Origin of the sequence: Streptomyces milbemycinicus (assembly GCF_002154605.1) — a bacterium.
Lineage (GTDB): Bacteria > Actinomycetota > Actinomycetes > Streptomycetales > Streptomycetaceae > Streptomyces > Streptomyces milbemycinicus.
Map to the genome: position 1 here is coordinate 1 of NZ_MUNE01000562.1, position 13,828 is coordinate 13,828.

At 71.8% G+C, this 13,828-nt stretch carries 11 protein-coding genes and 1 pseudogene; 4 read left to right on the top strand and 8 right to left on the bottom strand.

Annotation, left to right across the window (positions count from 1 at the left end):
- Positions 1 to 139: 139 nt before the first annotated feature.
- Together CCN51_RS38105 and CCN51_RS38110 are read right to left on the bottom strand one after the other, a co-directional pair.
- Positions 140 to 1,126: an aldo/keto reductase gene (locus CCN51_RS38105; protein WP_014177383.1), complete on the bottom strand. Its 987-nt coding sequence runs from the start codon at positions 1,124 to 1,126 to the stop codon at positions 140 to 142.
- Between the two features lie 104 nt (positions 1,127 to 1,230).
- Positions 1,231 to 2,196, bottom strand: a complete 966-nt coding sequence (locus CCN51_RS38110) for a C40 family peptidase (RefSeq protein ID WP_014177384.1) — start codon at positions 2,194 to 2,196, stop codon at positions 1,231 to 1,233.
- A 345-nt stretch (positions 2,197 to 2,541) separates the two neighbouring features.
- Between CCN51_RS38110 and CCN51_RS38115 the strand changes: the two genes are divergently transcribed.
- Together CCN51_RS38115 and CCN51_RS38120 are read left to right on the top strand one after the other, a co-directional pair.
- The gene (locus tag CCN51_RS38115; protein ID WP_043487062.1) at positions 2,542 to 3,081 is read left to right on the top strand and encodes a hypothetical protein; all 540 of its coding nucleotides are present in this window, start codon (positions 2,542 to 2,544) and stop codon (positions 3,079 to 3,081) included.
- A gap of 46 nt (positions 3,082 to 3,127) precedes the next feature.
- Complete coding sequence (locus CCN51_RS38120; RefSeq protein ID WP_143676011.1) at positions 3,128 to 3,667, top strand: hypothetical protein; 540 nt, start codon at positions 3,128 to 3,130, stop codon at positions 3,665 to 3,667.
- Between the two features lie 154 nt (positions 3,668 to 3,821).
- On the opposite strand, the gene CCN51_RS38125 is transcribed toward CCN51_RS38120, so the two are convergent.
- The gene (locus CCN51_RS38125) at positions 3,822 to 4,586 is read right to left on the bottom strand and encodes a TetR/AcrR family transcriptional regulator (protein WP_014177387.1); all 765 of its coding nucleotides are present in this window, start codon (positions 4,584 to 4,586) and stop codon (positions 3,822 to 3,824) included.
- A gap of 126 nt (positions 4,587 to 4,712) precedes the next feature.
- Between CCN51_RS38125 and CCN51_RS38130 the strand changes: the two genes are divergently transcribed.
- Positions 4,713 to 5,909, top strand: a complete 1,197-nt coding sequence (locus CCN51_RS38130) for a DUF418 domain-containing protein (protein WP_014177388.1) — start codon at positions 4,713 to 4,715, stop codon at positions 5,907 to 5,909.
- An 87-nt stretch (positions 5,910 to 5,996) separates the two neighbouring features.
- Here CCN51_RS38130 and CCN51_RS38135 read toward each other — a convergent pair whose 3' ends face one another.
- Positions 5,997 to 6,200 (bottom strand): hypothetical protein, encoded by a 204-nt coding sequence (locus CCN51_RS38135; protein ID WP_014177389.1) that lies wholly within the window; start codon positions 6,198 to 6,200, stop codon positions 5,997 to 5,999.
- Between the two features lie 23 nt (positions 6,201 to 6,223).
- On the opposite strand from CCN51_RS38135, the pseudogene CCN51_RS38140 reads away from it, so the two are divergent.
- Positions 6,224 to 6,703: pseudogene (locus CCN51_RS38140) on the top strand (aldo/keto reductase); the annotation flags it as partial.
- Positions 6,704 to 6,759: 56 nt separating this feature from the next.
- On the opposite strand, the gene CCN51_RS38145 reads toward CCN51_RS38140, so the two are convergent.
- From CCN51_RS38145 to CCN51_RS38160, 4 genes are all read right to left on the bottom strand, one after another.
- The gene (locus CCN51_RS38145) at positions 6,760 to 8,577 is read right to left on the bottom strand and encodes a GMC family oxidoreductase (RefSeq protein WP_014177391.1); all 1,818 of its coding nucleotides are present in this window, start codon (positions 8,575 to 8,577) and stop codon (positions 6,760 to 6,762) included.
- A gap of 34 nt (positions 8,578 to 8,611) precedes the next feature.
- Entirely contained in the window at positions 8,612 to 10,354 is a 1,743-nt protein-coding gene (locus tag CCN51_RS38150) for a succinic semialdehyde dehydrogenase (protein WP_014177392.1), read from the bottom strand.
- Positions 10,355 to 10,404: 50 nt separating this feature from the next.
- Complete coding sequence (locus CCN51_RS38155) at positions 10,405 to 12,330, bottom strand: serine/threonine-protein kinase (RefSeq protein ID WP_086860628.1); 1,926 nt, start codon at positions 12,328 to 12,330, stop codon at positions 10,405 to 10,407.
- Between the two features lie 88 nt (positions 12,331 to 12,418).
- Positions 12,419 to 13,828 (bottom strand): protein kinase domain-containing protein (locus tag CCN51_RS38160; protein ID WP_086860630.1); only part of this gene is annotated, 1,410 nt, incomplete at its 5' end.

The following is a 13,828-nucleotide window of genomic DNA, read 5'->3' on the forward strand; positions in this document are numbered from 1 at the left end:
CTTCGTGTACGGCTTCGACGCCGCCGGGCCGCGTCGAAGCCGTACACGAAGGGGCCGCCCGGGCCGGGCGGCCCCTTCGTACGTGACGGGCATGCGGCCGCGCCGATGGGACAGCCGGGGGCGGAGCGCGGCGGCGGGCTCAGCCGTTGACGAAGGTGAGGCTGGTCGCGTCGTAACGGGTGCCCGCGATCTGCTCGGACGGGGCGGCGGCCTCGATCGCGGCCAGGTCCTCGGCGGACAGCTCGACGTCCAGGGCCGCGATGTTCTCCTCCAGATACCGCTGCCGCCGGGTGCCGGGGATCGGCACCACGTCGTCGCCCTGGTGCTGCACCCAGGCCAGGGCGAGCTGACCGGCGGTGACCCCCTTCGCCTCGGCCAGCTCGTTCAGCTTCGCGACGATCGCCAGGTTCCGTTCGAGGTTGCCGTCGGCGAAACGCGGCTGGGTCCGCCGCATATCGGTCTCCTCCAGCCCCTCGACCGAGGTGTACCGGCCGGTCAGGAAGCCGCGTCCGAGCGGGGAGAACGGGACGAGGCCGATGCCGAGCTCGCGGCAGACCGGGGCGATCTCCGCCTCCAGGTCGCGGGTCCACAGCGACCACTCGCTCTGCAGCGCGGCGATCGGGTGCACCGCATGCGCCCGCCGGATGGTCTGCGCACCGGCCTCGGACAGCCCGAGGTGGCGGACCTTCCCGGCCCGCACCAGCTCGGCCATGGCGCCGACGGTCTCCTCGATCGGCACCTGCGGATCGACCCGGTGCTGGTAGTAGAGGTCGATGTGGTCGACCCCGAGCCGGCGCAGCGACGCCTCGCATGCCTGCCGTACGTAAGCGGCGTCGCCGCGGATCCGGGTGGGCTCGCCCAGGCGGTTGGCGAAGCCGAACTTCGTGGCCAGCACCACCTCGTCACGGCGCCCGGCGATGGCCCGTCCGATCAGCTCCTCGTTGTGCCCGACGCCGTAGAAGTCGGAGGTGTCCAGCAAGGTCACCCCGAGGTCGAGGGCGCGGTGCAGCGTCGCGATCGACTGCTCGTCGTCCGCGGCGCCGTAGGCGTGGCTCATACCCATGCACCCCAGGCCCTGCGCGGAGACCGCCAGTTCGCCGAGGTGCCGGGTGGAAACATTGGTCATGCCGCTTTGCCTCCTGGGCTCGGAACCGTCTGCCCAGGACACTAGGAGTTGGAGCACACTCGAAGTCAAACGAGTTTCAGCGTCATCCCCGGCCAGATGGGCCGTCACCGATTTATGCGGCGGTAGGCGACGACGTTGCCGGGATCGGGCAAGGACGCGATGGTGACGGTAGCACCGGGTCTGGGGGCATGGATGACCCGTCCGCCGCCGATGTACAGCCCCACGTGTCCCCCGCCATAGGAGAGGACGAGGTCACCGGGCACCAGACGGCCCCGGGTCGTGGCGGTTCCGGCATGGATCTGGCTCCAGGTGGTGCGCGGCAGGGTGACGCCGGCGGACTGCCAGGCCCGCATGACCAGGCCTGAGCAGTCGAAGCCCCGGGGGCCCGTGCCGCCCCAGATGTAGGGCTTGCCGAGCTGGGCCCTGGCGTAGGCGATGGCCTTCGTGGCCCGACCCTCGCTGTGCTTCTTGGCGGGCTTTTCGGCAGGCTTCTTGGCGGGCTTTTCGGCGGCCTTCCTGGCGCTGCCGTCTGCGGTGTCGTCAGAGCGGCCGGTGGTGTGCTTGGCCGTGGGCGGGCCGGTCCTGCCGCCGGCCGACACCGGCTCCTCCGCCGCGCCCGCGGCCGACCCGGGCAGGCGCAGGGTGTCACCGGCGTAGATGAGGGTCGAGGTGCCCAGCTTGTTCAGGCGCTGCAGCGCCTTGACGGTGCTGTGGTGCTTTTCGGCGAGTCCGTACAAGGTGTCGCCGTAGCGCAGGACGACGGTCTTCACGGCGGCCGGCTTGGGCCCGGGGCGGACCTTCGCGGGCGTCGGCCGGGGTTTGGCGGGCGGCGCTTCGACGACGACCCCGTCGGGCGGCTCCGACGTGGGGGAGGCCTGTACGCCGAGGATCGCGCCCAGGAGTACGGAGACGATCCCGGTCACGCACAGGGCCAATACGGTCTTGGCGCACCGTACTGCCGCGCGTATCGCCGTCTTGGTGCGGGTGGGACGTGCGTGCCTTCTCCGGGCGGTACGGGGGGCCTTCCCCGGCCCGCGGCGGGTGCGGGCTGTGCGTGCCTGCAGCGTCATCACGACCTCCTACGGGCCTTCGGGTTTCGGGGACTGAATGGAGCCTGTGGGGCCCGTCGGCTGTCCGGCAAGATCTCTCGGTCTCCGGGACAGTCCGGGACGCCCAGGGCCGGTCGGGTGCTGTCCCAGACGGTGGCTCAGACGGTGGCTCAGACACCCTCTGAGCTGGGCGGACGAGGGCGGACTGTCCCAGACGCCGCCAGCCATTGCTCCGGGCTGAGCGGCCCGCGACGCTACTTCTCAACGGGTCGGCACCGCCCTGTGAAGCCCCTTCCGTTGGCCTCACAGCCAGGCGCTCAGGGTCGGCCCCTTTCCCCGCACATTCCTTTGATCGAGGAGCACTGTGTGAACACCGCACGCATAAAAAAGGGCCGCCTCTTGGCGGTTACCGCTGTCGCCGGACTGGTGGCAGGCGCGATCGCCGTCCTCAGCCCGGCGCAGGCGAGTGAGGGCGCCTCAGCCTCAAGCTGCAAGTCGCGGCACGTCAAGGTCTATCCGGGCGACGGCATCCCGCCGCGCTGGCGTTACGGAGAGGTGGACTTCGCCGTCAACGTCTGCCCGAAGGAAGACGCCGACGGCTGGGAGACCAACGCCACCGCCGCCAGCAACAAAACCGGCCAGTCCATCGGCTACAAGCTGGAATCGGCGAACCTGAGGGTTCTCGGCACGGGCGAGAACAAGCAGACCCGGAACGCCACCTACATGGGCAGCTTCGTCGTGAACGACTGCGCTCCCCTCATCGAGTGGCCCTGCGCCAAAACGCACAAGGTCGAGGTGGGCTTCGCCTTCATCGCCGACAAGAAGACCGGCAAGGTCCGCCTCGTCTACGGAGGCGCCGTCGACAGCACCATGCCCCGCGGTATGGCGCTGTACCGCACGCCATGAGCCCCGCCACCAACGCCCCGCACGACCCCACCCATGGAGGAAATCCGTGAAACTGAAGCGATTGGCCACCGCCACCGCCGCCTGCGGCCTTGCCGTGGGCGCGGTGGTCGCCGCGACCGCCACCCAGGGATCCGCGGCCCCCACGCACAAGGCGGCAAGCGCGGCAGGCACGGCCGGCTGCGAGAACACCCGGGTCACCTTCTACCCCGGCAGCAGGCTCTCTCCCCGCTACGGGGAGTGGAACATGGACGTACTCGTCTGCCCCACCAAGAGCCCGTCCAACTGGAAGACGCAATCCAGCATCGAACTCAACGCCACCGCGAACAACCTCGGCATGACCGTCGCCGAGGACTCGAAGCTGCGCACCATCGAGACCGGGACGAACAAGTGGAACAGGTTCGCGCGCTATGAAGCGACCTTCCACTCACAGAGCTGCATCCCCGAAGTCGGCTGGCCGTGCAAGAGCCCCAACATCTGGAAGGCCCGGTTCACCATCACCGCGGACAAGAAGAGCCATGAAGTGAAGGTCTACCGGCACAAGGGAAGTCCACCGGATTCCACATTCGCCATCTGGCACACGCCGTAGGAGTCGGAGAGACGCGCCCGCGCGCTGGATCGCGCAACGGCCCGGCTGAGCCCGGGTGGTTCGGGACAGGGACACGCCGTGGCGTCCGGCGTGTCCCCGTCTCATATCCACCACAAGTTACGGCCACCGCACCCCTAAGAGCCGTGCCGCCCCCTCAGGAGTCGGGGCCCTCGCCCTCGATCCGGACGGCGACGCCGTCGAGGATCAGCTCCAGCCCGAGCGAGAAGTCCGCGTCGGCGATCGCCGCGTCGGGGGTGTCCGAAGGCGGCGCCTCGAACAGCGTCGAGGAGAACAGCCGGGCCGTCTCGGGGAAGCGCTCGGGCTCGACGAGCCGCACCAGCGCGCGACCGTATTCGCGCTCGGCGTCGGCCTGCCCCTGGCCCTCGGCCCTGCCCTCGGCGAGTTCGCTGTACTGCCGCACCGACTGGACCACGTAGCCGCTGATCAGCGATAGGACGCCGACCTTGTGCGCCCAGTCGAGGCGGGTGCGGGACATGATCGCCAGCGCGGCCTCCATCCAGGCGATCTGGTTCGGTCCGGAGGGTGGTCCGGAGGCGGGCACACGCGTCAGCCACGGCCGACGCTGGAACACCGCGCGCTGCGCGAAGGCCCAGCCGCGCAGCCCTTCGCGCCAGTCGTCGGTGTCCATGTCCGGCGGCACACCCAGGGCGGAGTCGGCCATGAGCGTAAGCAGCTCGTCCTTGGATCCGACATACCGGTAAAGCGACATCCCCGTGAAGCCGAGGCTCTTGGCGACCTTGGGAAGCGTCACGCCGCCGAGCCCGTCGCGGTCGGCGATCTCCACCGCCGCAGCGACGACCAGATTGACGTCGAGGACCGCGGGCCGCCCGAGACGTGAGGACTCCGAGATCCCCCACAGCCGGCGCAGCGCCGCCGGAATGAAGTCCTCGCTGGTCATGGCTCCCTCGTTCGCCCCGGTCGATGAGGCCCATCATGCCAGATCCAGTGCGCCTGTTGGATTTAGTATGCCCGTGATACTTTCTCTGAGAAACTAAAACACGGGATCTCGGGGAGAGGGACGAACGTGAGCGCTGACACCGCACTGCGGACATCGAGAGGGCCGGTACGGCGCGCCGAACGCGCCCTCGCGCCGGACCTGGCCCGGGGGGCGATGCTGCTGATCATCGCGCTGGCCAACGTCGCCGGAGTCGTCTTCGCCGGCGAGCCCGGCCTCGACACCGCACCAGAAGGCGCCGACCGCGGCCTCAACTTCGCGCTCTTCGAACTCGTCCACGCCCGCGGGTACCCGGTCTTCGCCGTGATGTTCGGCTACGGACTCGTCCAACTCGCCCGCCGCCAGGACGCCTCCGGCGCCACGCCGAAGCAGGTCCGTTCGGTGCTTTTACGCCGCAACCTATGGCTCGTCGCCTTCGGGTTCGCGCACGCCGCCTTGCTGTACTACGGCGACTTCCTCGGCGCCTACGGGATCGTCGGGATCGTGATGACCCTGGTGCTACTGCGCCGCGGCGACAAGTTCCACCGGACCGCGCTGGTGCTCTGGGCGCTGTCGGCGGTTGAGGTCCTGGTCATCGGCGCCATCGTGGTGAGCGGCATCGGAGGTTCGGGCGGGTCGGCCCCGCTGCCGTCGAGCCACGTCGACTCCCTCGCCGCGCCCGACTACCTCGCGTCCATGCTGGATCGCCTCGGCGAATGGCCGATGCACACGCTGACCGTCCTGCCCTTCATCATCATCACCTGGCTGGGCATGTGGGCCGCCCGCCGCCGGGTCCTCGAGGAACCAGCCCGCCACAAGACCCTGCTCAAGTGGACCGCCGTCCTTGGGCTCGGCGTCGCCATCGCCGGAGGCCTCCCGGCCGCTCTGGTCAGCGCCGGATGGCTGCACGTCGACGAGTCGGCCGCCGGCCTGATGATGATGCTCCACGGCGCCAGCGGCATGTTCGCCGGCCCGGGTTACGTGGCCGTCTTCGGCCTGATCGCCATGCGGGTCACCCGGCCCGGCCCCGTCGTCGGCGCGCTCTCGGCCCTGGGCCGGCGCTCCCTGTCGGGATACCTGTTTCAGTCGGTGGCCTGGCTGGTCCTCCTGGCGCCCTTCACGCTCGCCCTCGGTGACCGCTTCGGCAGCCCCACGGTGACCGGTCCGATCATCGCGGTGGCCGTCTGGCTCATGACCGTCCTGATCGCCGGCCTGCTCGACAAGCGCGAGCAGGCCGGCCCCGCCGAGATCGTCCTGCGCCGCCTGACCTACGGCCCTCGGGCGTAGCGTCCAGGAACGGGCCGCGTTTGCGGTGGGTTTGCCCCAGGGACACGCCGTGGCGTCGGCGTGTCCCTGGGGCAAACCCACCGCAAGTTAAGGCCACCGCACCCCCGCGGTGGCCCCACGCTCACGGCAGACCGGCAGCTCGCCCGCCGTGTTCCAGGAGTCGCCGAGGACGTAGCAGAGCTCGGCGTGCAGCTGCTCGGCGTGCAGCTGCTCGGCCTCGACGAGGCTGAGGCGGAGCTGGCCGTCGCCCTGGTGCTCGCCGTTGCGGACGACCCACAGCGGCAGCGTCACGCTCTGGCCCGCGTCGCCGGTCTGCTCCCGAAGTCCTTCCGCTGTGCCTGCGGCAAGGCATCGGCCAACTGGCCTTCCAGCCGCTGGCGCAGGGCGTGCTCACCGGTAAGTACCGCCCCGGCCAGGCTCCCCCGGAAGGCTCCCGGGCGACCGCGTCGGGCCGGGGCCCGAGGTTCGTCAGCCGGGTGCTCGGCAGCGGTCTGCTGGAGCGGGTGGCGCGGCTGCGTCCCGTCGCCGAGGACGCCGGGCTGTCCATGGCCCAGCTCGCGATCGCCTGGGTGCTGCGGCAGCCGGGGGTCTCGGCCACCGTCATCGGTGCCTCGCGGCCCGAGCAGGTGACCGAGAACGCCGCGGCGGCCGGTGTGCGTCTGGAGGACGAGGTGCTGGAGCACATCGACAAGGTGGTCGGCGAGATGGTCGATCGCGACCCGTCGAAAACCGCGCGCATGATGGCGGTCGAACCCGACTGGCGCGCCGAGCTCGACGGGTCCGCCGCCAACTGAGACAGGCCGGCTGAGACATGGCGAAGCCGCCCCGGGCCGACCGCCGCCGGCCGCGGCTAGTCGGCGGCGGGCGGCACCTTCGGGACCGGGAGCAGGGGGAGCTTGAGGGCGCCGAAGGCGTCCTCGGGGACGGTGGGGGTCGTAGGCGCGACCGGGGACAGGCGCTTGTACGGGGCGCCTTGAGGCGGGCGCGGGTCGGGGGTGCCCTTGTTGGGCCAGAGGGACATGGCGCGCTCCGCCTGGGCCGTGATGGTCAGGGACGGGTTGACACCCAGGTTCGCGGAGACCGCCGCGCCGTCCACGACGTGGATGCCCGGGTGCCCGTACAACCGGTGGTACGGGTCGATCACGCCGTGGTCGGGGTCCGTGCCGATCGGGCAGCCGCCGAGGAAGTGGGCGGTGGGCGGGGTGCCCATCAGTTCGCCGACGTTGCTGCCCGCGAAGCCGTTGATGGACTCGGCGAGGTGGCGGGCGGCCTCGGCGCCCTCGGGAATGTGGTCGGGGTTGGGTTCGCCGTGGCCCTGCCGGGCGGTGAGCAGGCCCTTTCCGAGGCCCTTCGGCTTGCGGTAGGTGGTGAGCGAGTTGTCGTGGGTCTGCATGACCAGGCCGATGATGGTGCGCTCCGACCAGCGGCGGTTGGACATCGAGCGCATCGCGAGGGTCGGGTGCCGGAGGTTGGCCCCCAGGAACCGCAGCCAGCGCGGCAGTCGGCCGCCGTCGGGGATCTGGAGGACGGACAGCAGCCCCATCGCGTTGGAGCCCTTGCCGTAGCGGACGGGTTCGATGTGGGTGGTGTCGTCGGGGTGGATGGAGGAGGTGATCGCCACGCCACGGGTGAAGTCGGCCCGCGCCCGCCCCGGGTGGGCCTTGCGGTAGCGACGGTCCGAGGTCTGTGCGCCGACCAGGGCCTCGGAGTTGGTGCGGGTGAGCATGCCGAGCCGGTCGGAGATCCGGGGCAGCAGGCCCTTGTCCCGCATGGTGTGCAGCAGCGTCTGGGTGCCGTACGTCCCGGCGGCCAGCACGACCTGGTGGGCGCGCAGCGCGCGCGGCGGGCCCTTGCGGCGGCGGTCGGTGGGGACGGTGGTGACCCGGTAGCCGCCGCGCCGGTCCTCGCTGATGGCCACGACGGTGGTCATGGGGTGGACGACGGCGCCGGCCCGCTCGGCGAGGTGGAGGTAGTTCTCGTTGAGGGTGTTCTTCGCGCCGTGGCGGCAGCCGGTCATGCACTCGCCGCATTCGGTACAGGCCCGGCGGGAGGGGCCCGCGCCGCCGAAGTACGGGTCGGGGACGCGCTCCCCCGGGGCCGCCGTGGTCGTGCCGTCCGCGTCGTCGCCGTCCCCGAAGAAGACCCCCACCGGCGCCATATGGAAGCTCTCGCCCACCCCCATCCGCTCGGCGGCGGCCTTCAGATGCTCGTCGGAGGGGGTCATGGTCTTGTTCAGGCGCGCCCCGAGCATCCGCCGCGCCTGGTCGTAGTACGGGGCGAGCTCCGCCCGCCAGTCGGTGATGGCGCCCCACTGCGGATCCTGGAAGAAGGGCTCGGGCGGTACGTAGAGGGTGTTGGCGTAGTTGAGCGAGCCGCCCCCGACCCCGGCGCCCGCCAGCACCATGACCTTGCCCAGGACGTGGATGCGCTGGATGCCGTAGCAGCCGAGGGCGGGGGCCCACAGGTAGTCGCGGAGGTGCCAGGAGTTCTTGGGCAGGGTCTCGGGGGTGAAGCGGCGGCCCGCCTCCAGGACCCCGACGCGATACCCCTTCTCGGTCAGGCGCAGGGCTGTCACCGAGCCGCCGAAGCCCGAGCCGACGACGATCACGTCGTAGTCGTACGCGTCGTCGTACGCGTCGTGGTCCGCAGCGTCGTACGCATCGTTCACAGCAGTACCTCCCGCTCCCTCCGCCGCGCGCCGGTCAGCGCAGGCGCAGCGCCTTCATCGCGCGCAGGCTGCGGGTCATGAACGCCGCGTACTTCTCGTCCGTCATCCCGAAGGCAGGCCCGAGCGGCAACAGCCGCTGGTGCGCGACCGTCTGCGCCTCGGTGAACTTGAGGATGCCCTCCGAGCCGTGGCGGCGCCCGAGGCCGGAGTCGCCCATGCCGCCCAGCGGCGCCCGGACGCTGCCGTACGCCGCGCCGTAGCCCTCGTTGACGTTGACCGTCCCGGCCTGCAGCCGGGCGGCGACCGCTCGGCCGCGCCGCCCGTCCTTCGTCCAGACGCTGGCGTTGAGGCCGTACGGGGTGGCGTTGGCGCGCTCGACCGCCTCGTCCTCGTCGGTGAAGCGGTAGATGGAGACGACCGGGCCAAACGTTTCCTCCGCGCACACCGCCATCGGCGGTTCGACGCCGTCGAGGATGGTCGGCTCGTAGAAGTACGGGCCTATGTCGGGGCGGGTGCGGCCGCCGGTGAGCACCTTCGCGCCCTTCTCCCGGGCCTCGTCGACATGGCGTACGACCGTCGCCAACTGGCGCTCGCCCGCCATCGAGCCCATCTCGGCCCCGTACGCCAGGGCCGTGCCCAGGCGCATCGCCTTCGTCCGGGCGACGAACCGCTCCAGGAAGGCGTCGGCGATCGACGTGTGGACGTAAAGGCGCTCGATGGACTCGCACAGCTGCCCGGCGGAGGAGAAGCAGGCGCGCACCGAGCCGTCGGCGGCCTTGTCGAGGTCGGCGTCCCGCAGCACCAGCATGGCGTTCTTGCCGCCCAGCTCCAGCGAGCAGCCGACCAGCCGGGCCGCCGCGCGCTGGGCGACCTCGCGGCCGGTGCGGGTGGAGCCGGTGAAGGAGACGTAGTCGGCGTGCTGGACCACGGCGGGGCCGACGACCGGGCCCTCGCCGAGCACGATCTGCCATACACCCTCGGGCAGCCCGGCCTCGATCAGCAGCTCACGGGCCCACAGGGCGGTCAGCGCGGTCTCGGTGTCCGGCTTCATCACCAGGGCGTTGCCCGCGGCGAGGGCGGGGAGCGAGTCGCCGACGGAGAGGGAGAGGGGGTAGTTCCAGGGGGATATCAGGCCTATGACGCCCTTGGGCTGGCGCAGTTCGGTGACCTTGGTGAGGACGGGAACGGCGCCGGTGTGGCGGCGGGCGCCCAGGTAGCCGGGGGCCTTGCGCCCGTAGTGGCGGGCGGTGAGGCAGACCTCCTGCACCTCCTCGTGGGCGTGCAGCCGGGTCTTGCCCGTCTCCACCTGGATCAGGTCCAGAACCTCGGACTGACGGCGTACGAGCAGGTCGTGGAAGCGCAGCAGCACGGCGGCGCGTCGGCGCACGGGGGTACGGGCCCACGCCAGCTGCGCCTTGCGCGCCCGCTCGTACGCCTCGGCGACGTCCTCGGGGGTGGACTCGGGCAGCTCGGCCAGGACCTCCCCGGTGAAGGGGGTGTGGCTGGTGGTGCTGGAGCTGCCCACCACGCCGCGCGCAAGCCGGGCGATCAGCTCGGGGGTGACGACATGGGCCGCGGTACGGGCGCCGGCGGGGGCGACCGGGTTGCCGTCGGCGGGGGCAGCCGCGACCGCCTGTCCGGCGTCGGATGCGACGTCCTGCGAGGCATCGGGGGCAGCCTCCTGCGGGGCGTCCGGTGCGGCCTCCTGCGGGGCGTCGGAGGCGGCCTCCTGCGGGGCGTCCTGCGTGGGCTGTGCGCTGTCCTGCGAGTCCGTCATGGGGGCGAGGGTAGGCCCGCCCCGGCCGGTTTGACTACCCGACGGTAACTCTATTTCGCGGCTGTCTTGAGGTCCTGGATCTCCAGGTGCTTCACGACTTCCTCGTAGAGCTTGTCGCCGGTCTCACGGGCCGCTCCCTTGGCGGGCATGGTCACGCTCAGCCGCCACAGCGTCTTGTCGGAGTTGACGTAGATGTGGGAGCGCTCGAGATAGGGGATGTAGTCGTCGCGGTTGCTGGCGTAGGGGCGGTAGGTGGTGTTCACGTCCGCCGCCGGCTGACCCTGCTGGGAAGACTTCACCTGCCTGCTATGGGCGTCCGCGTAGTCGTACTGGGTATCGCTCTCGCGCTTCGCGATCGTCTTCTCGACCGCGTCCTTGAGCCCGGTGACGTCCTCCTCGCCGTCTTTGACGGCCCGGAGGAAATAGATGGTGAAGACCCCACTGGGGTCCTTGAAGGTGACGGACTGGTTGTCCTCGTCGCTGTCGTTCAGCACCCGCTTGTAGTCCTCGGGTACGGCCAGCGACGCGTCGACCACCTCACGCTCGTCCCGGACCGTCCATTTGTCGGGAATGCCGCTGCCCTCGCTCGCGAACGGCTTCACCAGCACCAGCACCAGCGCGGCGGCCACCGCCAGCACCACACCGCCCAGGCCCAGCTGCGCCTTGCGGTTCTTGTGCAGGATGGGCGGTACGAAGCGGCTGCCCCCGCGCTGCGCTTCCCCGGGCCAGGCCGGGATCGCGGCCCCGGCCCCAGCGCCGGCCCCGGCCGCGATCCCGGCCTGGCCGTACAGACGGGTCGTCAGCACCGTCGGCACCGGCTGCGGGGGCCGCGCCACCTCCTCCAGCGCCTGCCGCGCCTCGGCCGCCGACGGCCGCGCCGCCGCGTCCTTGCGCAGCAGCTGCATGATCAGCGTGCCGAGCGCGCCCGAGCCGCGGGCGGGCGTCTGCGGCTCGGCCGAGAGGATGGCCTGCAGAGTCGCGGGGGCGTGCGAGCGGCGGAACGGGGACATGCCCTCGACCGCCGCGTACAGCACGACGCCCAGCGACCACAGGTCCGATTCGGGCCCGGGTCGCTGGCCCAGCACCCGCTCGGGCGCGATGAACTCGGGGGAGCCGACGAACGCGCCGGTCTCCGTCAGCCCCTGCTCGCCCTCGACCTGCGCGATGCCGAAGTCGGTCAGCACCACCCGGTCGTTCCGGCCGAGCAGCACGTTGTCCGGTTTGACGTCGCGGTGCAGCACCCCGGCCTCGTGCGCGGCCGTCAGCGCGCCCAGCACCGCGACGCCGATCCGGGCCGCCTCGCGCGGGTCCAGCGTGCCCTCGGCCAGCCGGTCGGCGAGCGAGTCGCCGCGCACCAGCTCCATCACCAGCCAGGGCCGGCCGTCCTCGACGGCCACGTCGTACACGGAGACGACCGAGGGGTGGTCGATCCGGGCCGCGGCGCGCGCCTCGCGCTGCATCCGCTGGTAGACCTTCTGCCGCTCACCCTCCGGCAGGGTCTCGGGCACCCGCGGCTCCTTGACCGCGACATCGCGGTCGACGACCTGGTCGTGCGCCTTCCAGACCGTGCCCATGCCGCCGTGTCCCAGACGCGAGACGAGGCGGTAACGGCCGCCGATGACACGGCCGATGCTGGAGTCCTGGGCGGCGGGCGCGGGCGGCGACGTACGGGGGTCGGGCTGTTCGGAGGCGGACTGCTCGGCGGCGGGCTGCTCGGCGGGAGGTCGTTCAGAGGACGGCTCGGAAGACGGCTGCCCGGAGGTGGCCCGGCCGTCGAGCTGTGTCGGCTGGTACGGGCTGTGCGGCCGGTCCTGGGCGCCCTGCTGAGGCGGCTCCTGAGCCTCCTGAGCCTCCTCGCGCGGCGGCTCCTGGGACGGCACCGGCGCGGGTGGAGGCGGCGCCGGCGCGGCCGGAGCCTGCGGCGGCCGCAGCTCGTAGCTGGTGGGCTCGTTCGCCCGTCCCCCGTCGTTCGTCATGGCTCCATCATTACCTGCTCGGACACGCGGCCCGCCACCGGCCCCGGGGCGGCTGTGACCGCTCGTGACAAAGCCGTTGCGGCGCGGTTCAGTTCTGGTCGGCGGACCGGGAGAAAGTGTTAACAGCCGTGTCGAAGTGCTGCTTTCCCTCGGATTTCTCTCCGACCGGCGCGGACACCCATACGTCGTACATCTTGCCCGCATCGTTCCAGGTCAGGTCATAGGTCTGGCGCGAGCCGCCGTCGTCGGCCGAGCCGTTCCAGATGAACGCCCATAGGGCGGCGGGCTGCCCCTTGCGGTCCGTCTCGATGACCTGACCGCCTCGGTAGCCCGGGTAGTCCTGTGGTCCCCTGGCGTCCGCCTCCTGGCTCAGCTGGAGCGGGCCCTTGGGGTCCGGCTCCTGGATGTGGATCCCGATCCGGAACTCCATGCCGGGCGAGTTGTAGTAGACGCGCGGGGGCTTGAAGTCGCGGGAGTACCCCTTGGGTACGGCGATCGTGAAGCCGGCCGGGTCGTCCACCAGCTCATAGCCGTCCGGGACGGCCGCCTTCGAGGGCGTCGGCGGCGCCTTCGAAGGCTTCTTGCCGGGGTCCGTCGTGGCGGTGGCCGTGGCCTTGTCCCCGCCTCGGCCCTCGTTCGCGCCGTCGTCGTCCCCCCGGTCGAGCGCCAGCACCGCGACCCCGGCGCCGAGGCCGGCCAGCGCGACCACCGCGACGGCCGCCATCAGCGCCGTACGGCCGCGGGGGCCCCGGCCGCGCGGGGCGGGCGCGACGGGGGTGGGGGCCTCCGGAGCCGCCGGAGCCGCCGCCGGGGTGGCGCCCGCGGCCGCTCCGGAGGCCCCGTACCCGGCAGCCCCGTACCCCTCAGCCCCGTCGTACCCGGGCGCATGGCCAGGCGCATGGCCGGGCGCACGGCCGGTCGACACCGGCACGGCGGGCTGCGTCGGCGTGTACTCCAGGGGGATCTCGGGGGTGTCCCCCGGCGCCAGGCACATCCGCAGCATCCGCGCCGCCGCGTCCCCGGTCAGCCGCACGTCGGGGTCGCGCTGCAACAGACCCTCGATGACGGGGGCAAGGGCCCCGGCGGCCTCGGGCGCCCGTATCTCGTCGAACACGACCGCGTGCAGCACACCGCCCAACGAGTCACGGCGGAACGGGGACTCGCCGCTGACCAGCGTGCACAGCAGCACACCCAACGACCAGAGGTCCGACTCCGGGCCGGTGCGGCGCCCCGACATCCGCTCCGGCGCGGTGTATTCGGGCGAGCCCACGAACGTCCCGGTCTCGGTGATCGTCGTGCTCCCGGTCACCTGCGCGATCCCGAAGTCCGTCAGCACCACCCGCCGGGTGCCCGCCTCCACCAGCACATTGGCGGGCTTGATGTCCCGGTGCAGCACCCCGCGCGCATGCGCCACCCGCAACGCGTCCACCAGCGCCACCCCGACCCGCGCCGCCTCACGCGGCCCGACCGCCCCCTCGGCGGCCAGCTGGTCGGCGAG